General features: G+C 69.3%; 19 protein-coding genes and 1 tRNA gene. 13 read left to right on the top strand and 7 right to left on the bottom strand.

Annotated elements, in window-relative coordinates:
* Positions 1–32 precede the first annotated feature (32 nt).
* Genes E6P78_RS04280 through E6P78_RS04270 form a run of 3 tightly spaced genes read right to left on the bottom strand, consistent with a single transcriptional unit; the run spans position 33 to position 2,079 of the window.
* A complete protein-coding gene (locus E6P78_RS04280; RefSeq protein WP_136202133.1) occupies positions 33–1,439 on the bottom strand; it encodes an FtsK/SpoIIIE domain-containing protein in 1,407 nt (468 codons plus the stop codon).
* Positions 1,436–1,681: a hypothetical protein gene (locus tag E6P78_RS04275; RefSeq protein WP_136202132.1), complete on the bottom strand. Its 246-nt coding sequence runs from the start codon at positions 1,679–1,681 to the stop codon at positions 1,436–1,438. Before E6P78_RS04275 ends, E6P78_RS04280 begins: the two co-directional genes overlap by 4 nt.
* Positions 1,681–2,079 carry a hypothetical protein gene (locus E6P78_RS04270; protein ID WP_240799046.1) on the bottom strand — a complete coding sequence of 133 codons (399 nt, stop codon included), beginning with the start codon at positions 2,077–2,079 and terminating at the stop codon, positions 1,681–1,683. Before E6P78_RS04270 ends, E6P78_RS04275 begins: the two co-directional genes overlap by 1 nt.
* Positions 2,080–2,243: 164 nt before the next feature.
* On the opposite strand from E6P78_RS04270, the gene E6P78_RS04265 reads away from it, so the two are divergent.
* Positions 2,244–2,783, top strand: a complete 540-nt coding sequence (locus tag E6P78_RS04265) for a GntR family transcriptional regulator (RefSeq protein ID WP_136202131.1) — start codon at positions 2,244–2,246, stop codon at positions 2,781–2,783.
* Positions 2,784–4,146: 1,363 nt separating this feature from the next.
* On the opposite strand, the gene E6P78_RS04260 is transcribed toward E6P78_RS04265, so the two are convergent.
* Entirely contained in the window at positions 4,147–5,487 is a 1,341-nt protein-coding gene (locus tag E6P78_RS04260; protein ID WP_240799045.1) for a tetratricopeptide repeat protein, read from the bottom strand.
* A gap of 149 nt (positions 5,488–5,636) precedes the next feature.
* Between E6P78_RS04260 and E6P78_RS04255 the strand changes: the two genes are divergently transcribed.
* The 3 genes from E6P78_RS04255 (at position 5,637) to E6P78_RS04245 (ending at position 8,540) form a co-directional block, all read left to right on the top strand.
* Positions 5,637–5,864: a hypothetical protein gene (locus tag E6P78_RS04255; protein ID WP_079181489.1), complete on the top strand. Its 228-nt coding sequence runs from the start codon at positions 5,637–5,639 to the stop codon at positions 5,862–5,864.
* Positions 5,865–6,447: 583 nt separating this feature from the next.
* Positions 6,448–7,803 (top strand): asparagine synthase-related protein, encoded by a 1,356-nt coding sequence (locus E6P78_RS04250; protein ID WP_240799044.1) that lies wholly within the window; start codon positions 6,448–6,450, stop codon positions 7,801–7,803.
* A complete protein-coding gene (locus E6P78_RS04245) occupies positions 7,800–8,540 on the top strand; it encodes a class I SAM-dependent methyltransferase (protein WP_240799043.1) in 741 nt (246 codons plus the stop codon). The genes E6P78_RS04250 and E6P78_RS04245 overlap by 4 nt, the downstream gene beginning before the upstream one ends.
* 36 nt (positions 8,541–8,576) lie before the next feature.
* Here the strand turns inward: E6P78_RS04245 and E6P78_RS04240 are convergent, their stop codons facing one another.
* Both E6P78_RS04240 and E6P78_RS04235 read right to left on the bottom strand, forming a co-directional pair.
* A complete protein-coding gene (locus tag E6P78_RS04240; protein WP_136202130.1) occupies positions 8,577–9,305 on the bottom strand; it encodes an adenylate/guanylate cyclase domain-containing protein in 729 nt (242 codons plus the stop codon).
* A 13-nt stretch (positions 9,306–9,318) separates the two neighbouring features.
* A complete protein-coding gene (locus E6P78_RS04235; RefSeq protein ID WP_136202129.1) occupies positions 9,319–9,849 on the bottom strand; it encodes a Pycsar system effector family protein in 531 nt (176 codons plus the stop codon).
* Between the two features lie 473 nt (positions 9,850–10,322).
* Here E6P78_RS04235 and E6P78_RS04230 point away from each other — a divergent pair.
* From E6P78_RS04230 to E6P78_RS04200, 7 genes are all read left to right on the top strand, one after another.
* Positions 10,323–10,397: transfer RNA gene (locus E6P78_RS04230), tRNA-Trp, on the top strand.
* A 241-nt stretch (positions 10,398–10,638) separates the two neighbouring features.
* A complete protein-coding gene (locus E6P78_RS04225; protein WP_136202128.1) occupies positions 10,639–10,950 on the top strand; it encodes a hypothetical protein in 312 nt (103 codons plus the stop codon).
* Between the two features lie 325 nt (positions 10,951–11,275).
* Complete coding sequence (locus E6P78_RS04220; RefSeq protein ID WP_136202127.1) at positions 11,276–12,439, top strand: acyl-CoA dehydrogenase family protein; 1,164 nt, start codon at positions 11,276–11,278, stop codon at positions 12,437–12,439.
* 41 nt (positions 12,440–12,480) lie between these two features.
* The gene (locus E6P78_RS04215) at positions 12,481–13,458 is read left to right on the top strand and encodes a bifunctional MaoC family dehydratase N-terminal/OB-fold nucleic acid binding domain-containing protein (RefSeq protein ID WP_240799070.1); all 978 of its coding nucleotides are present in this window, start codon (positions 12,481–12,483) and stop codon (positions 13,456–13,458) included.
* Position 13,459: 1 nt separating this feature from the next.
* A complete protein-coding gene (locus E6P78_RS04210) occupies positions 13,460–14,497 on the top strand; it encodes an acyl-CoA dehydrogenase family protein (protein WP_136202126.1) in 1,038 nt (345 codons plus the stop codon).
* Between the two features lie 239 nt (positions 14,498–14,736).
* The gene (locus E6P78_RS04205; protein ID WP_276607203.1) at positions 14,737–15,129 is read left to right on the top strand and encodes a MaoC family dehydratase; all 393 of its coding nucleotides are present in this window, start codon (positions 14,737–14,739) and stop codon (positions 15,127–15,129) included.
* Positions 15,126–16,292, top strand: coding sequence for a lipid-transfer protein (locus E6P78_RS04200; RefSeq protein WP_136202125.1), 1,167 nt, complete (start codon positions 15,126–15,128; stop codon positions 16,290–16,292). Before E6P78_RS04205 ends, E6P78_RS04200 begins: the two co-directional genes overlap by 4 nt.
* A gap of 154 nt (positions 16,293–16,446) precedes the next feature.
* Here the strand turns inward: E6P78_RS04200 and E6P78_RS33205 are convergent, their stop codons facing one another.
* Entirely contained in the window at positions 16,447–16,716 is a 270-nt protein-coding gene (locus E6P78_RS33205) for a hypothetical protein (RefSeq protein WP_240799076.1), read from the bottom strand.
* Between E6P78_RS33205 and E6P78_RS04195 the strand changes: the two genes are divergently transcribed.
* Together E6P78_RS04195 and E6P78_RS04190 are read left to right on the top strand one after the other, a co-directional pair.
* A complete protein-coding gene (locus E6P78_RS04195) occupies positions 16,634–17,194 on the top strand; it encodes a SigE family RNA polymerase sigma factor (RefSeq protein ID WP_240799068.1) in 561 nt (186 codons plus the stop codon). The two genes, E6P78_RS33205 and E6P78_RS04195, sit on opposite strands and share 83 nt — an antisense overlap.
* Before the next feature lie 209 nt (positions 17,195–17,403).
* The gene (locus E6P78_RS04190; RefSeq protein WP_136202124.1) at positions 17,404–19,053 is read left to right on the top strand and encodes a long-chain fatty acid--CoA ligase; all 1,650 of its coding nucleotides are present in this window, start codon (positions 17,404–17,406) and stop codon (positions 19,051–19,053) included.
* Positions 19,054–19,072 lie beyond the last annotated feature (19 nt).

Genomic DNA, 19,072 nt, shown 5'->3' with positions numbered 1-19,072 from the left:
GGGGAGTTGGGTGCGTCTATGGGGTTGGTCGTTCAGGCTGCGGCGGGAGCGTCGTCCTCCGGAGGCTCAGCCTTGCGCAGGCTGGGCGCGGTCAGGCTGGCCAGCAGCACCGTCGGGTCCTGGGTGAAGTGGGCGGTGGCGAGGGCGACGGTCGCGGCACTGGCGGGGTCGAGGTAGGGGGTGCGGACGCGGACGAAGCCGGGGCGCCCTTCGGCGGCCATGGACGCGACACCTACGTACTGGGAGCCCTGGAGGTTGATCGGGTCCATGTCCGGCCAGTTGCGGATGTCATCCCCGAGCGCGGCGACGGACGCTTCGGTGGTGCGCTGGTAGAAGGACAGGGCAGCGCTGCACACGTCCCGGATCGAGGTGGGGATGGCGTCGCCGGTCGCCTTCTGGGTGGCCGGCACCGTGAAGATCCCGGCCGACCGGCCGCCCTTGACGAGCAGACCCGTCAGGCGGACGTTCTCCGCCGCGAGGGCGGAGAGCGCGCGGGTCTCCTTGTCACTGCCCTTGTGGTCGTGGAAGAAGGTGTGGGACTCGTCGATGATGGCGATCACCAGCGGCCACTGTTCACTGGGGCCGACGTTCCACATGTTCGCCGTGCCCAGCACCTTCCGCGCCGCCGTGGCACGGTCGTGGAGCAGCTTGACCAGTCGCCGCAGCAGCGCGTTGGCCTCATGCAGGTCGTGGCCGGCGTGCGCGAACACACGGGGCAGCACGTCCGCGTAGTCACCGTGGGCAGCGTCGGACACCTTGCCGTCGATCACCGCGAACTGCACGGCCGGGGACGGCCCGAAGTAGGTGATCAGCGCGGTGAGCTGGTTGGACTTGCCGCCGCCGACACCGCCCGCGACCACCGCCCCCGACTTGTTCTTGAGCTCGATGTGGACCGGGGCCCCGTACTCGTCCCGGCCGACCGGCCACACCGTCAAGTCGGTGGGCGGCCCCCCGGTCGGCACGTACTGGGTGTGGCCGGTCAGCGGGTCGTGGCGGATCGCCCGCAGGGTCGCGTGGCCCGGCTTGCCCGCCTCGACGGCGACGCGGACGCAGCCCCAGGCATCGGCCAGGAACCGGGCCTTGTCCTGGAGTTCCTTGATCCCGACCTTCGGCAGCAGCTTGATGTGAACGATCACCCCGTACCGGTCCGGCTGCGTCTTGATCACCGGTACCAGTTCACGCGGCTTGGGCTCCGGAGCGCCCTTGCTCGTGTTGAGGGAGGACAGCCAGGGCGGGGTGCGGTCGGTGACCGACAGCCCGGCCATCTTCGCCAGCCGCGCCCACGTCATCCGGATCTTCACGGCCTGCCGGATGCTCCGGCGCATCTCCTTGTCCGCCCGCACGTAGCGGACCGACTTGACCACGACCCACACCGCCAGCAGCGCGGTGCAGGCCACCAGCACCACCGGCGCCCAGCCGATGATCTCTTCCGGAGTCATCGTGCCCTCCCCTTCCGTTGCTCGGTCATGTCCTCGATGGACGCCTTGATGTCCGCGCAGATCCCGTAGCCGTAGACCGACATCCGAGCCTCATGAACCGCGCGGGAGACGTGCCCCTGGGCGATCCAGTCCAGTTCGATCCCGTGGGCGGTGAACGCAGCCAGCACGTCAGCGGAGAGGGACGAAGCCCCCTTGCCGCCGCCGGGCGGAGTGACGGAACCCCGCCCGGCAGTGGCGCCCATTACGCGGCCTTCTTGACCGCAGCGGCCGACTCGGAGACCGTCTCGGCCGGAGCGGCCATGCCCGGAATCTGGACCAGCTCCAGGCGCGTGACCCGGTAAGCGACGCCGTCGGAGAGGCTGCCGTTGAAGATGCGGGCCCACGGGGTGGCGATCAGGTCCACCGGACGGACCATGACGCCCGGCGCCAGCCCTGCCGGGAGACCGGACTCCGGCACAGTGATCTTGAGGATCTCGGCGCGACCCTCCGACATCTGCATCACCGTGACTGTGTAGAGGGTCTCCCCCGTGTCGCGGTCGGTCGCGATCTCCCCCGTCTCCGGGTTCTTGATTTTCGGGGCGCCGCCGGTGCCGGTGATGTAGGTGTCGGTCGGCTTGACGAGGACGGGGATACGAGCCATGCGTTCACTCCTGCGATTCGGGGCCCCTGGTGGACCCGACAGGAGGAAGCTACCTCGCCCAGCTAGCTGGGTCAACAGGGAAGAGGTGAGCGACTTAGCGGTGCTGGGCTAGGCGGGTTGGCTGAACTCGGGATAGCTGGGCTAGGGGCCGCTAGTCTGGGAGCATGACGAAACGGCCCTCCAGCGACACGCGACCGCCCTACCGGCGGATGGCGGACGTGCTGCGCGACGAGATTGAGCGGGGTGTTCTACGGCCCGGCCAACAGCTGCCCTCCCACCGCGAGCTGCAAGAGCGTTTCGAAGTCGCCAACATGACCGCCCGCAGCGCACTGCGCGTCCTGCGGGACGAGGGCCTGATCCACACCGTGCAGGGCCGGGGCAGCTTCGTCCTCTCACCCCAGGACGAAGGGGCCGGCGACGCCGAGCACCCGGGCCAGCGCAGCGGCGACTACACCCCGCCGGCCTGGTACACGACGCAGGTCGGCCGCAAAGAGTTGTGGACCGGCCCTGGGGCCCCGGCCTCACTGCGCGAGCTACTCAAGCGCGAGCCCAAGCCCGAGCCGGGGACGCTGACCCGGCCGGACGCCAGCCCGGAGTTCAACGCCCTGGCCCAGCAGGTGGAGACCCTCACGCAGCAGGTCGACCAGCTCACACAGCTTTTCCAGCAGGTTCTTGAGGAAGTGCGGAAGCCGGACGCTTCATAGCCCCCAGCGTGCTCGCCACCTCTTCCGCCAGCTGGCCCAACCGCTCAACCTGCTCGCCCAGCTGAGCCACGTACCCGGCCAGTACCTGCTGTTCCTGCTCGGTCATGCTCACCCCGTTCTTGCTGCGTGCGTGCGGTATCTCCTGCCAGACATCGCCCGGCGGTAGCGTCTGCGGCCCGCCCGGCCGGGCCAACCCTGAGGCATCCCCGCGGATTGCTCGACCCCCCGACCCGCGAACTCCCGCCCCGCGGGATGGCATTTCCGCAGTGCCCGCCTCGCGAGCCCCCGATCCGGCATCGCGTTCCGCCGGGCGGACAGGGCGGACCCCCTCCAGCGCTCGCGCCCGTTCCGCCATGACCGTCTCCTTTCGTGCACTCGGACCGGTCCGGCCCTCTCGCTTGCTACAGGTGGGGAAGACAGCCCCGGTGTGACGCTCCGCCCATGTGGTGCGCATCACAATCAACTCCCTTCGCGGGCCTGGCTTCCTGGTCCGTGCCGACAAGGGTCCAGAGAATCCCCGGTTTGGCTAACCGGCGATCGTTGGCTATGTTCACCGGCCCGCAATCGCGGATCACGTATAGAGGTGCGAGAGGTGCCCCGCGTGTGACCTCGCGCGAGGTGACCTGGATCACGCGTCCTGTATCCGCACGAAACGGGCCTCTTCCCCTGGCGTGGCCAGCGCGGTCGACGAAATGGATAACTCTCCCAAACGGGCATCTCGTGGCCCTTGCCTGTGGATAACTCGACCAGACGAGCCAACCACCGTTCACCTGTGGATAGATTTCGTCGACTCCGAGAACGAAACCAGGCAATAGCGGTTGAATAGGCGATTCAGCCAATAAATCGTGTGATCCATGACAAAGTAGCCCGCCCCCACCGGCCGACGCGGCCGAAGGGGTGAGCTGTCCAAAGTTTCTTTACTGGATCAAGGCGGCCCGCTGGCGCGGGCCGCGCGGCGCGGCGGCCCCAGGCCGCCGCTGGCTCCATGTCTCCGCCACCGCCCGCGACGGCCCCCGCCCGCTCGCGCCGCAAAAGCCCGAGGAACGGGCAGCCGGACCGTGAAGAACCCCGACAGCCGCCCCACGGCGAGCACGGCCAGCAAGAGCGGGATGCATGCCAAGTCCGCACCGGTCACCGCGGATTGCCGTTCAACCAGCCGTGACCCGGGCAGCCGGCCTCCCGCCCGTTCGTCAGGCGAGGCCGACGGCAGCGCTCAGGCCGCAACGTGGCCGCTGGCCGTGACGCACCGGGAAGCGTGGCTGGGGCCGGTGGGTGGTTGCTGGAGGCACACGTGGCGGGTGCTCGGTCGGCGCGCCCGCCGTCGTGGCTGACTTTCTGTGGCTGAGGTCGCCAACGGCACGGGTCAGCTGACCAGAGAAGGCGGCGCGATCGTTCGTGCGCGGTCGTAGAGGTCCCGCGCAGTGGTGTTCTTCAGATGCGGCCGGAGAAGGCCGAACATGTTTCTCATCCGGTCGTCGGCTCGGCCGGACTGCACCATGGGGTAGTCGTCGAGCGCCTGGTGCCAGGTGTCGCAGGCCGCTTCCAGGTGGCCGAACTCCAGTTGCCGTTCGGCCAGCATGGCGCGGTGTCGGACACGGGCACGGCGATAGACGCTGTAGCGCACCTTGTCGGACTGCTGCATGGCTTCGATGGCGCCGGAGACGTCGCCGAGTTCGTAACGAACCTGGCTGATGTGGTAGTTGAGTGACGCCGGGTCGTACGAGCCGAACGCCTTGCCGCGCGACTCGGCACGGTCCATGGCGGTCTCGGCCTCCCGGATGTACCGCAGCGCCCGAGTCCGGTCGCCGGTCTGCGCGGCGGCGTGTGCTTGCTGGCCGGCAAGGAACGCCAGCATGCGAGGCCCGGCCTTCGGGGAGGCGGCTGCCGCCGCGTCGGCCAGTTCCATGGCCTTTCCCCCGTGGCGAAGGTCGATCGCCTGGACGCTCATGCCGCGCAGCGTGGTGCAGTAGGTCAGGTGGTCCTCGGCAGCGCCCGCGAGCTCCAGCGCCTTGACGTAGTAGCGCTGCGCGAGGCCGTGCAGCCCCTCGTCCACGGCCATGTAGCCCGTCAGGTACAGCAGGTCCGAAGCCGCGGACAACATCGCTTTCCGCACGTCGTCGGGGGCGTCGGCGCGCAGGTAGGACGCCACGGTGTTCACCATGAACGAGGCGGCCATGGGGCGTGCGTGGCGACCGCCGAACTGGTCGTCCAGTTCTGAGACGCGCTCGGTCATGGCGATGACCATGTCCACTTCGTTCATGCCGATCCGGCGGGCGCGGCCGGACTGGACCGCTTCGGCACGGCCGATGACATCCGGCCACCCGGGAATCGTGAGTGCGACGGAGAACAGGCCGGCCCCCAGGACACTGCGGCGCGATGGGTCCATGTCCTGCCTCCCGAGGTCGATCAGCCCCTCCACGGTATCCGCGGCTGTCGGGGAGTGATCGCGGGGAACGGGCAGACCGGCCTCAGTGTGCGTTACGGGCCGCCCCAGACGCCGTGAGAGGGCTTCCAGGACGCACACCCGCACGGCTCCGCGAGGCACGGTGCCACCCAGCCAGTGGCTCACTGCCGACTCGTCGTATCGCAGGGGCGTGCCCATCTCGGTGCCCACGCGGTTCACCGCCCGCGCGAACTGGCGATAAGTCCAGCGGCTCTCGGCGAGCAGGCGCCCGAGCGCCCCGTTCGGTTCACGCGTGGCCATGCCCTCAACTCCCCGTGCCCTTGCGAACTTTCAAGGCTTTCAAGTCCCGGCGCTGCTGCAACGGTACCGCTGTGCGTGGCCACGCGGTTGCGTAGAGGCAGCAGGGAACGGCGAGACCTCGCCGCAGCCATCGTCTGAGGGGCTGAGGGATGAAAAGCGAAGCGCGGGCCCGACTGGCCCAGTTGACCGAAGAGCGGGGCGTGGACGGGGTGCTGAGGATCGACACCTACGAGGGCGCGGACCCGCCGCCGGGCTCGAACCTGTTCCCGCCGTGTGAGTGCCCGCAGCACAGCCGTCCCGAGCCTCAGGACGCCGCGGCCGAGATGAGCGCCGCCGTGCGCAGGGCGAACGAGCACAGCCGCGGCGAGCGGCTGTGAGGCGGTTAGCCGCAGTCGTCTGCCGCTACGTCGGAGCGCTGCTGATCATCACCATCTCCGCATCGGTCGGCTTCGTCCTGGGCGTGGCCGCCGCCTCCACCCCCACCTGACTTCTCCCTGCCACATCCAACCCCACGTGTGGCGAGGGAGGGCCCACCGCCGGAAGTGGTGGGTGCCCGTCCGGCCGCCTTCTTCGTAAGGGCCGGCAGCCGGACGGGATCAACTCCGCAGCATCAGCTGCGGGGTCCGTTTCAACCGTAAGAGGAGAACGCGATGAACGTGGACGAGCTGTTCACCGGCGACCTGATCACCGGCGTCCCGGCTGTCGAGGCCACGCTGCTCGACAAGATGCCCGGCGGTGGCGACAACAACGGCGACCACTGCTCCAAGTGATCCAGGGCTGACGCCAGGTGGGGCGGGGTCGTTCGCGGCCCCGCCCCGCCGCATGACTTCGGAAAGGGACGACATGCTGTCGATGCGTCTGCGCCTGGCCGATCTCCAGGAGCCCCGATGGAGGCCGGAAGGAGGTCGCTGGGTCAACGGCGAAAGCTGGATCGAGCCTGCGAACGTGTCCACGCTGGTCATGGAGGTCCGCGACGACCAGGCGCCATGTGTGCGGATGAGGGTGAAGGAGTGCAAGCGGGGCGACGCCGACTTCGTCGAGGTCGTCATGACGGCCGGGGAAGCCCGACTCACGGCGGGTGTCTTCGGCACGGCCCCGCTGTACCTGCTGGAGAAGGCCGGCGAGCTGCACGCGTCATGGGACGTGGCAGCACTGGCGCCTCATCTGTCGACTGACCGCCTGGTGCCGCGTGTCGTGGCGCGGACGCTGACCAGGCAGCATCGCTACACGTCCGAGACGTTGTTCAAGGGTGTCTACCGCCTCACTGAACGGGCGTCGGCCACGTTCACCGCTGCCGGACTCGGCATCTACTACCCGGAGCCCGCCGAACACGTCCTGGAGCCGCGCACGCTGCGGCCCGGTGTCGATCCACTCGCCATGCTCGACGAGTTGCTGACCGACGTGATCAGCGAAGCGCCGAGCGCTACGGGGTGCGTGGGCGTCGAACTGTCTGGCGGCGCAGACTCCGGGAACGTCGCCCTGGCCGTCAAAGCGGCGCGCTTTCCGCAGGTACACAGCTTCGGCTTACTGGTCGGGGGAAGCACCGGCAGGCAGCAGAGTGAGCGCCGTCAGGCGTACGCGGATCACTGCGGCTTCCGAGACGTGGCCATTCCCGCCATGCAGCACCCGCCGTTCTGCCCCGGTGGCGTGCGCGCTCTGCGCCGGCCGCATGATCCGGCTGGGGCGTTCTACCAGGAAGCCTTCGACGTCGTACGTGCCCAGGCAGCCGCCCAGCGGTGCGAGGTCATGTTCACCGGCAGTGGAGGGGACGAGGTCAACGCCCACCACTCCAGGACGGATGCGGAACTGCCGACGCCGGAAGCCGTTCCGTGGCTCGGGCCGAAGGCGGTTCGGGCCCTGGGCGAGGTGAACGAGCACCTGGCGCCCATCCCCGTCCTGCCGGTGCCGACCCTGATGGCGTTCGGGATGCACAATCCCGGCTTCCTGCGGGCTGGCGTCTGGCCGGTGAGTCCCCTCGTACACCCGCGGATCGTCCGGTTCATGGAGCAACTGCCGCATGAGTACAAGCGAGGCAAGGCGCTGTCCCGCGAGCGGATCAGGCGGGCGGGACTGCCGGACTCGGTGGCGGCGCCGGCCGAACCGGAGAACTTCCTGGCCGTCCTGGAGAAAGGGCTGCGCTCCTACGGCCTGCCCATCCTGGACGACATGCTGAAGGAATCCGTCCTGGTCGATCTCGGCTACGTTGACGGCAAGGCACTCGCTCAGGCCCGCAAGGATGCCGACGCCGCCCCGACCGTCCCCGATCTGCTGTGCGATGTCCTCGCGCTTGAGGTCGGACTGCGGAGCCTGATGTGACCGGCTACGACACGGAAGCGGAACCAGTGGAAGCGACGAACCTCCTCTACCGGGACCCGGCCCTGTACGACGTGATCCAGTCCGACAGCACCGGTGCCGGGATGTGTCAGACCCTGATCGAGACGCACCAGCCGGACGCCCGGACGCTGGTCGACTTCGGATGCGGCACCGGAAGGGATCTGGAGATCCTGGCCGAGCGCTTCGAGTGCATCGGCTTGGACCTCCAGCCCGGCATGGTCGACTACGCCCGCCAGGCCCGGCCGGAGCTGGACATCCGGATCGGAGACATGCGCACCGCACGACTCCGGCGGTACATGGACGTGGTGACCTGCATGGGCAACAGCCTCGCCTACGTCCACGACAACAACGAGATCACCCAGGTCTTCGCCACCTTCGCGGCCCACGCCCACAGGGGCAGCCTGCTCATCCTGTGCTCCCCCGTCGCACCCATCACGAGTACGGAACCGATGACCGCCACGGTCGACACCCCGAGCGGCCCGGCGACCGTCACGATCCGCCACGAGTGGGACCTGCGGACCCAGATCAGCACCATGCACCGGCACTGGGCACTCCCCTCAGGGGACGAGGCCCAGGACGAGATCCGCAGACGCGTCCTCTTCCCGCGCGAGCTCGAACAGTACGCGGGTCGCGTCGGCTTCGAGATCCTGGACATGAGTGACGGCTCTGATGCCGGACTCACCGGGCCGACGGCGTACACGGTCGCCACGTACACATGATGGTCAGCGCAGGGTAGGAAGTGCCTTCTGAAGCTCCTATGTACAGTTCTCGTCGAACCACTCCTGCATCTCGGTACTGATAACTTCACCCGTATAGCACCTTCTTGAGTAGTCGTACTTCAGAAGTCCTTGATTATGCTCGTTCAAGTTGCTGTGGAAGACTTCTGAAGTCACCAAGGTGGGAACGTTCCAATTGCTGTTCCCGTAGTTCGCGAGTTTTGCGGCTTCGTTGACAACGTCCCCCATGTAGACGACGTCGTTGATTTTGCTTCCATTGTATCCGGCTTTGATCATCAAGGCTCGCCCGTAAGACATTCCGATTCCGATCTTGATCGGATGTTCATAGGAAGCCTTTTTCATTTCATGGTTGAGGACCTTCGCCATGGAGTTCGCGGTGTACCCGAGGGAAAAGACGGAGTCGATGTCGCGGGTGAAGGGGGTGTTGATCACGGCCCATGCGGCATCCCCGGCGATGTTGATCTCGCGAGCGTTGGGGTCTCCGTTGAAGATGGCGACTAGTTCTGAGAGGTACGCTCGATAGATTCGGGCGAGCCTTGGGCGCTTGTAGTGATTGGGGAGTTTCGAGGAATCTCGGATATCTACGAAGATCGCTGAACAGTAGGCGTAGAATCCGTTTGAAAAAGTGAGCTTCTCTCTGTCGGGCAATGTGCCTACCTCTTCGAATGATTGAGTTGTTCCGGTCAGGTACTCCTTGATCCTTCGGGTGCTGTCAACGTGGTTGTAGGCCCGGTAATTGCTGTCCAACGGTCCTCCAGAATTAGTCGATGACGCGGAGACTGGCAGTTACGGAGAGAGTGGCGAGCGCGAGTAGGAGTAGGTAAATTGCCGCGCCGCCCCACATGTACTTCTTGTGGGCAACTTTGGCGTTAGCCCACCCCTGTTTGGCGATCTCGGTAACGAGTGACTCGGCGTCCTGGGTTAGGTTGACCAGCGAGGTGGCGTAGCTGTTGCTGGCTGTGTGCCCGCGAGCGATGTGGTGGAAGTACAAGGGACTCGTTGGCTCTTCCTTCATGTTCAGGCGAGGCCGCAGCACGAGGCTGGCGCACACCCCGGCCGCCACAACTGAGAGCGCGCAGAGCATCGAACTTGCGATCAACCAAGGGGAAGGGCTGCTCACGTCCTTCACGAGGTTGTAGAGAACACCGCCGGTGACACCTGCAACAGTAAGGGTGGCGGCCGCCTTGGTTTCGGCGTGCTTGATCCAATCTATGACGAGGCCCAGCGCCTTCCAGGCGTGGTCCGCATTAGGAGGTAGAGCGGGTCCGGGAGTCGAGGGTGTGTCCGTCACGCGTTCATCATCCAACGCGGTACTGACATTGCGCCCTGAGTTTTGAACTCTGCGCCGGGTGGGTCTGGTTGACCATCTGGTTAGGGACGGCAACGACGGCACACTGCGGGCCGTGATTGCGATCATGAACGAACAGTCAGGGAGGCCGTCGGAACCCCGCGAGGCTGTGCCCGATCCTACGGATCAAGACGTCAGGTGTCGGGCCCGAGTGGCAAGCAGGGGGCTGAGCCGGCCGAATGGACCAGGTGTGGACCACCAGCGATGGCGCGGGGCCCTGACCGTACAGAACGGCCAGGTCAGCCACGTACGCCAGGCTTCCCGTAGCACTCTCTTGAAAACCGTCGTGGCGCGAGTCACCGTGGGTTCAAATCCCACACCCACCGCATGAGGACGGCCCTCGACCAGGTGCACCAGGTGCATCGGTCGGGGGCGTTCGTCTGTGTGCGCGTGCTCCTAGGGTGGCGGGCGGGGGCGGAGTCGTAGCGCAGAGGTCGTCGCGCGCGGTCTCCAAAACTGCGAGGACGCCGGTTCGAATCCGGCCGGGTCCGCCCCTGTCCTCCTCTGTGCGCCGCCCTCTGGCCCCGCGAGGCCGAGTCCGAGGGGATGATTCGTACGCCTCCAGGAGGTTTGATTTCCCTTCCTCACGCTTGCGGGGGAATCGGGTGGCGTGGGCGGTTCGCCGGTACGGCGCTGGGCAGCTTTGGTTCGCGACGTCGTGATCATCACCGGGCGGTCGGCCGCCGGCCCGGTTCAGCCTCAGCCCTACTTTCGGTTCCTGGAGGAACAGACATGGCAAGCATCCGTACCGCTCGTGTCCTCGCCGTTGTCGCCGCGCTGCCTCTTGCCGCCGTTCTCTTCGGCGGGGTGGCCCAGGCGGACAACGGATCGTTCGCGAGCAACGGATCGAACGCGGGCGTGGCCACGATCAGCGGCAGCGGGGTCGGCAGGGACAGCGCGGGCAACTCGTCCACCTCGCAACAGCAGGCCACCGGGTCCGGGGCGTCGAACCAGAGCAACTCCGCGCAGGTGAACGGGTCCGGGTTCACCGACATCGACCAGTCCACGCACAACCTGGCGGTGAACTTCACCAACCTCTGGTGAGCGCGGAGCCCGGCGCGGCCCGGTCGGGGGGCCGGACCGCGCCGGACGAGCGTCGACGGCCCGCGCGTACGCCACTTCGGCGCCCGTGCGGGCCGTTCTGCGTGTGGGGCGCACGTGCGAAGGGCGTGCAGGGGCGGGGAGCGCAAGTGTGACGTGTGTGCAGGGGCGGGGAGCGCAAGTGTGACGTGCGTGCACGGGCGGCGGTGTCGGGTGCCTTGACAGCGGTATCGAATCTGACGGACAGTCAGAAATGCGTGGCGGCGGGCTCGGAGTATCCGGCCCGTCGGCCCTCGTGCCGTTCTTGTCGTTCCCGGGAGGCGTCGACGTGCATCTGGCCCCGACCGAGCGCCAGCACCGCCTGCGCGCCGAACTCCGTGCCTACTTCCGCGAGGTGATGCCGGCGCCCGGCCACACCGTCCGGGACCCGGACCAGCAGCGGAGGCTGCTGCGGCGGATCGGCGCCGACGGGATGCTCGGGCTCGGCTGGCCCGTCGCGTACGGAGGGCAGGGGCGGGGCGCGGACGAGCAGTTCGTGTTCTTCGACGAGGCCTATCGGGCCGGCGCCCCCGTCTCCATGGTCACGCTCAACACGGTCGGCCCCACTCTGATGAAGTACGGGACGGAGGCGCAGAAGGAGTACTTCCTGCCCCGCATCCTCGGCGGCGACACGGTCTTCGCCATCGGCTACAGCGAACCGGAGGCCGGCACCGACCTCGCCGCACTGCGCACCCGGGCGGTCCGGCGCGGCGAGGAGTGGGTCATCGACGGGCAGAAGATCTTCACCAGCAACGCGCACCAGGCGGACTGGATCTGGCTCGCCTGCCGCACCGACCCGGACGCGCCCAAGCACCGCGGTATCTCGATCCTGCTCGTGCCGACGGACGCGCCCGGCTTCTCCTGGACACCCATCGAAACGGTGGGCGGCCTGACCACCACCGCCACGTACTACGACGGCGTACGCGTGCCCGCCACCGCCCTCGTCGGGGCGGAGAACGCCGGCTGGGGGCTCATCACCAACCAGCTCAACCACGAACGGGTGGCGCTCGCTGCGATCGGCATGCAGGCCGAGGACTTCTACGAGGCGGCGCTCGCCTTCGCCCGCACCCCCGACCCGGTGACGGGCCGGCGCCCGGCCGACGAGCCGTGGGTCCGTTCCCGGCTGGCGGAGGCTTATGCGCGACTGGCGGCGACGCGCCTGCTCAACTGGCGCCTGGTGGGGGACGTGGGCGCGGGCGCACTGGCACCCGGCGACGCGAGCGGCGTGAAGTTCGCCGGGACCGAGAGCGCCGTGGAGGTCTACCGGATGTGCCAGGAGGTGACGGGCGACGCCGGACTGATCCGGGGCGGCTCCCCCGGCGCGTTCGGCGACGGCGAGCTGGAGCGGATGAACCGGGCGGCCCAGATCAACACGTTCGGGGGCGGGGTGAGCGAGGTGCAGCGGGAGATCGTCGCCATGATGCGGCTCGGCATGAAGGGGGCCAAACGGTGACGGCCGGACACGCGGGTGCATACGAGGACGTGAACGAGGGCGTGAACGAGGGCGCGGACGAGGACGTGAACGAGGGCGCGGACGAGCTGTACGGGCGGCTCCGGGCGTACGAGGGCCGGCCCGCCGCCACCGCAGGCACCGGCAAGGACCTCGTCAACGAGCCGATGATCAGGCACTGGTGCGAGGCGATGGGCGACACCAACCCCGCCTACACGGGACCGGACGCCATCGCTCCGCCGACGATGCTCCAGGCCTGGACCATGGGCGGCCTGTCCGGGCACACGGATCGCAGCGGGCCCTACGACGAACTGTTCGCCCTGCTCGACGGGGCCGGGTACACGGCCGTCGTCGCGACCGACTGCGAGCAGGAGTATCTGCGCCCCCTGCGGCCCGGGGACCGGATCACCTTCGACGCGGTGATCGAGACCGTATCCGCACGCAAGACGACGAAACTCGGCACCGGCTACTTCGTCACCACGCGCATGGACGTCCGCGCCCAGGGCGCACCGGTCGGGACGCACCGCTTCCGCATCCTCAAGTACCGCCCGAAGTACCGCCCGGCGAAGGAGAAGGGGAACGCGAAGAGGCCGAATCGCGCCGCGCGGCCCGATCCCGTCGTCAACCGGGACAACGCCGGCTTCTGGGAAGGCGTGGCGGCCGGCCGGCTGCTCATCCAGCGCTGCGGGGCATGCGCCGACCTGCGCTTTCCCTGGTTGCCCGGCTGCAACACCTGCGGATCGCCCGAGTGGGAGACGGTCGAGGCATCGGGCGAGGGCACGGTCTTCAGCTACGTCGTCATGCACCACCCCCCGTTCCCCGCCTTCAGCGAGTCCGGCGAGGGCGGCCCGTACGCGGTGGCACTCATCGAGCTCGCGGAGGGCGTGCGGATGGTCAGCAACGTGGTCGGAGTGCCGTACGACAAGGTGCGGGTGGGCATGCCGGTGCGGCTGGAGTTCCTGCGTACCGGTCCCGAAGCGCAGCTTCCCGTCTTCCGCTCCTCCGCGGGCGGTGAGGGCTGACATGGACTTCACTGCCAGCGAGGAGCAGCGCGCGGCGCAGGGGCTGGCCGCCCGGATCTTCGCGGACCTGTCGACGCACGACCGCCTGGTCGCGGCCGGCACCGGCTCGGACGCGGAGCTGTGGAAGGAGTTGTGCGCGGCCGGCCTGCCCGGTGCGGTCGAGGAGACCGGGCTGCTCGGGCTGGTCCTGATGCTGGAGGAGCAGGGCCGGACGACCGCGCAGGTGCCGTTCGCGGCGAGCTGTGTGTACGGGCTGCTGGCCGTCGCCGGTCACGGCACGGACGAGCAGCGCGCGCGGCTGCTGCCGCCGTTGCGCGACGGGACGGGGGTGGCGACGGGTGCGTTCCCCGCCTGCGGGGCCGTACACGTGGAGGCCGGGACGCGTGTGAGTGGTGGTGTGCCGCTGGTGCCGTGGCTGAGGGACGCAACCCACGTCCTGGTCGCCGCCTCGGACCGGACCCTGTGGCTCGTACGGACGGGGGAGCGCGGGGTGCGCACCGAGCCCGTCGAGACCACGGCCCCGTGGTCGGCCGGCCGCCTGGAGCTGAGCGGGGCGCGCGCCGAACGGCTCGGGGATGCGGGGGCGTACGAGGACGTGCTCGCCGGCGCGCGCACGGCGTTCGCCGGAGTGCAGGCGGGCGTGTGCGCCGGTTCGGTGGCGCGCGCAGTGGAACACACCGGCGCGCGCCAGCAGTTCGGGCGCCCCCTGTCGACCAAGCAGGCGGTGCTGCTGCGCGCCGCCGACGCGCACATGGACACCGAGGCGATCCGTGTCACGGCGTACGAGGCGGCATGGCGCCGCGACGAGGGATTGTCGTACGAGGCGCAGGCGCTGACCGCCGCATGGTGGGCGTCCGAGGCGGGAAAGCGCGTCGTCCACACCGGCCAGCATCTGCACGGCGGCACGGGGGCGGACCTCGACCACCCCGTCCACCGGCACTTCCTTTGGGGGCGCCAGCTCGACGCCTACCTCGGCAGCGGCGGTGGCGTACTCCAGGAACTCGGCACACTGCTGACGGAAGAGGAGCCGGAGGGATGACGCGACCGAAACTCGGCGGGCCGGAGCCTGGCGGAGGACCGGGAATCGGCGGACCGAGACCTGGCGGAGGACCGGGGCTCGGCGGGCCGGAGCCTGGCGGGCCGGAGCCTGGCGGGCGACCGGGGCTCGGCGGGCCGGAGCCTGGCGGACGGTCGGGGCTCGGCATACCGAGGCTCGGCATACCGAGGCTCGGCATACCGAAGTTCGGCATACCGGACCTCGGCGAGGAGCTGGCGCCGTTGGAGATCGAGGTGACCCGGACCCTGATCGTGGCGGGCGCCGTCGCCTCCCGCGACTACCAGGACGTGCACCACGACGCGGATGCGGCACGGGAGAAGGGCTCCCCGGACGTCTTCATGAACATCCTGACCACCAACGGCCTGGTCGGGCGGTACGTCACCGACTACTTCGGACCCTCGGCGGTGCTCAGGCGCGTCGCCATCAGGCTGGGCGCCCCCAACTATCCCGGCGACACCATGGTCCTGAGCGGCACGGTCACCGCACTTGGCGAGGACGGGACGGTGGAGGTGTCCGTCGTCGGTGCCAACAGGCTCGGCCGACACGTCACCGGCACGGTGACCGTCAGCGTCGGCGTCAGCGCCGACGTCACCGTTCCGGAGGGTTCCGCATGAGCCTGCGCATGGCCGACTCGCTCGGCGGGAAGGCGGCGGTGGCCGGGATCGGCGCCACCGAGTTCTCCAAGGACTCCGGGCGCAGCGAACTCAGACTCGCCGTCGAGGCGGTGCACGCGGCGCTCGACGACGCGGGCCTCACCCCCGCCGACGTCGACGGCCTGGTCACCTTCACGATGGACACCAGCCCCGAGATCACCGTCGCCCAGGCCGTCGGCATCGGCGAACTGTCCTTCTTCTCGCGCGTCCACTACGGCGGCGGCGCGGCCTGTGCGACGGTCCAGCAGGCGGCCCTCGCCGTCGCCTGCGGGGTCGCCGACGTCGTCGTCTGCTACCGCGCGTTCAACGAGCGGTCGGGGCGGCGCTTCGGCTCCGGCGTGCAGCGGCGCGAGCCCACCGCCGAAGGCGCGGCGCTCGGCTGGAACCTGCCCTTCGGGCTGCTCACGCCCGCCTCCTGGGTGGCCATGGCGGCGCAGCGCTACCTGCACACGTACGGGCTGACGCCGGAGGCGTTCGGCCATGTCGCGGTTACCGACCGGCGGCATGCCGCCCGCAATCCGGCGGCGTACTTCCACGGCAAGCCGATCACGCTCGCCGACCACGCCGCCTCCCGCTGGATCGTGGAGCCGCTGCGGCTGCTGGACTGCTGCCAGGAGACGGACGGCGGTCAGGCGATCGTCGTCACCAGCGCTGAACGGGCCCGTGACCTGCGGCAACCGCCCGCGCTGATCGTCGCGGCGGCCCAGGGCGCGGGGCGGGCGCAGGAGCAGATGACCAGCTTCTACCGCGACGACCTGACGGGCCTGCCGGAGATGGGTGTCGTCGCCCGGCAGCTGTGGCGCACTTCGGGCCGGGCGCCCGCCGATGTCGATGTGGCGATCCTGTACGACCACTTCACCCCGTTCGTTTTGATGCAGCTGGAGGAGTTCGGCTTCTGCGCTCCGGGGGAAGCCGCGGATTTCGTGGCGGCGGACGCGCTGCCCCTGAACACCCACGGGGGCCAGCTCGGGGAGGCGTACCTGCACGGGATGAACGGCATCGCGGAGGCGGTCCGGCAGATCCGGGGCACATCGGTGAACCAGGTACCGGGCGCGGCCACCTCCCTGGTCACCGCCGGCACGGGCGTCCCGACCTCGGGTCTGCTGCTGGGCCGGGCGGGCTGACAGGGACGCGTCCGGCGGCGTACGTATCGGGGGCGACCCGGAGTCCCGCAGGGTGGGCCCTCCACCTACAGGAGGTGGAGGGGCGCCCGGACCTACACCCTGAGGCGGACGCGGTTTCGGGACCTGGGGGCGATCCCCGGAGCGGGCCCCGCTCCTAGCGTGGAGCCATGACCACGCCAGTCCGCACGGGCACCTCCAGGGGAGCCGCACCGGCATGCACGTCGGCAGCGGCACGTACTTTCGCACCGGCGGTGCGCACGTCCGCGCCGGTGCGCACGTCCGCGCCGGTGCGCACGTCCGCGCCGGTGCGCACGTCCGCGCCGGTGCGCACGTCCGCGCCGGTGCGTCCGTCCGCGTCGGCGCGCACCTCGTACGGTGTGCGCGCGTCGTCGGCGGCGCCGTACGTCCCGTACCCCTCGTTCACGTCGTTCGTGAAGGCGCGTGGCCCGGTGCTGCTGCGGGCCGCCCGCTCGCTCACCGCGAACCCGAGCGACGCCGAGGACCTGCTGCAGACCGCGCTCACCAAGACGTACGTCGCCTGGGACCGGATCGAGGACCACCGGGCGCTCGACGGCTATGTCCGCCGGGCCCTGCTGAACACCAGGACCTCGCAGTGGCGCAAGCGCAAGGTCGACGAGTTCGCCTGCGACGAGCTGCCCGAGCCGGAGACGGCCCCCGGCCCCGACCCCGCCGAGCAGCAGTCGCTGCACGACGCGATGTGGCGGGCGGTGCTGAAGCTGCCGCCCCGCCAGCGGGCCATGGTCGTCCTGCGCTACTACGAGGACCTGAGCGAGGCCCAGACCGCCGAGGTGCTCGGCGTGTCCGTCGGCACGGTCAAGAGCGCCGTCTCCCGGGCGCTCGGCAAACTGCGCCAGGACCCGGAGCTGGCCCCGGTCCGCTGAAGGACCCGGAGCCGACCCCGGCCCCGGTCCTGGCCTCGGTCCGCTGAGGTGCCCGACAAGCGGAGGGGAGTCGTCCGTCACCGCCCCCGGGCGGTGTGAAATTGCCGGACGACACCGATTCGTACCCTCGGGAGTAGTGACATACCACTTGGTATGTGCGCAGAATCAGCGGAACCCTACTGCCGCGTAGCGCCCACCGGGAGGACGCCGTGCTCAGCACCATGCAGGACGTACCGCTGACTGTCACCCGCATCCTGAACCACGGGATGACCATTCACGGGAAGTCGCAGGTCACGACCTGGACCGGAGAGCCCGAGCCGCACCGGCGCAGCTTCGCCGAGATCGGCCGGCGGGCCACACAGCTCGCCAACGCCCTGCGCGACGAACTCGGCATCGACGCTGATCAGCGCGTCGCCACGCTCATGTGGAACAACGCCGAGCACGTGGAGGCGTACCTCGCCATCCCGTCCATGGGCGCCGTGCTCCACACGCTGAACCTCCGCCTCCCCGCCGAGCAGCTGATCTGGGTCGTCAAGCACGCGGACGACAAGGTCGTCATCGTCAACGGCTCCCTGCTGCCGCTCCTCGCGCCGCTCCTTCCCCAGCTGACATCCCTCGAACACGTGGTCGTGTCCGGTCCGGGTGACCGCTCCGCGCTGGACGGTGCGACGGTGCGGGTGCACGAGTACGAGGAGCTGATCGCCGGCCGCCCCACCAGCTACGACTGGCCCGAGCTCGACGAGCGCCAGGCCGCCGCCATGTGCTACACCTCCGGCACGACGGGGGACCCGAAGGGCGTCGTCTACTCGCACCGTTCGATCTACCTGCACTCCATGCAGGTCAACATGTGCGAGTCGATGGGACTGACCGACAAGGACACCACCCTTGTCGTGGTGCCCCAGTTCCACGTCAACGCGTGGGGGCTGCCGCACGCGACGTTCATGTCCGGCGTCAACATGCTGATGCCGGACCGTTTCCTCCAGCCCGCCCCGCTCGCCGACATGATCGAGCGCGAGCGTCCGACGCACGCCGCGGCCGTCCCCACCATCTGGCAGGGCCTGCTCGCCGAGGTCACCGCCAACCCGCGCGACCTCACCTCGATGGCCAACGTCACGATCGGCGGCGCCGCCTGCCCGCCCTCCCTGATGGAGGCGTACGACAAGCTCGGCGTCCGCCTCTGTCACGCCTGGGGCATGACGGAGACCTCCCCGCTCGGCACCATGGCCAACCCGCCCGCCGGGCTGACCGAGGAGCAGGAGTGGCCCTACCGCGTCACCCAGGGCCGCTTCCCGGCCGGCGTGGAGGCGCGGCTGGTCGGCCCGGGCGGCGAGCACCTGCCGTGGGACGGCGAGTCGGCCGGGGAGCTGGAGGTGCGCGGGTCCTGGATCGCGGGCGCGTACTACGGTGGCGCGGACGGAGAGGCGCTGCGGCCCGAGGACAAGTTCAGCGAGGACGGCTGGCTGAAGACCGGCGACGTCGGTGTGATCAGCGAGGACGGCTTCCTCACGCTCACCGACCGCGCCAAGGACGTCATCAAGTCCGGTGGCGAATGGATCTCCAGCGTCGAGCTGGAGAACGCGCTGATGGCGCACCCGGACGTCGCGGAGGCCGCCGTCGTGGCCGTCCCGGACGACAAGTGGGGCGAACGTCCGCTCGCCACGGTCGTCCTCAAGGAGGGCGCCACCGCCGACTACGAGGCCCTGAAGGCGTTCCTCGCCGAGTCGGGCATCGCGAAGTGGCAGCTGCCGGAGCGGTGGTCGGTCATCCCGTCCGTGCCGAAGACGAGCGTCGGAAAGTTCGACAAGAAGGTCATCCGCAAGCAGTACGCGCAGGGCGAGCTGGACATCACGCAGCTCTGAACCGAGCCGCACATACGAC

Source organism: Streptomyces sp. A0958, assembly GCF_004795035.1.
GTDB lineage: Bacteria > Actinomycetota > Actinomycetes > Streptomycetales > Streptomycetaceae > Streptomyces.
Note: the sequence above shows the minus strand (reverse complement) of the source record. Positions and strands in the feature narration are given on the sequence as shown.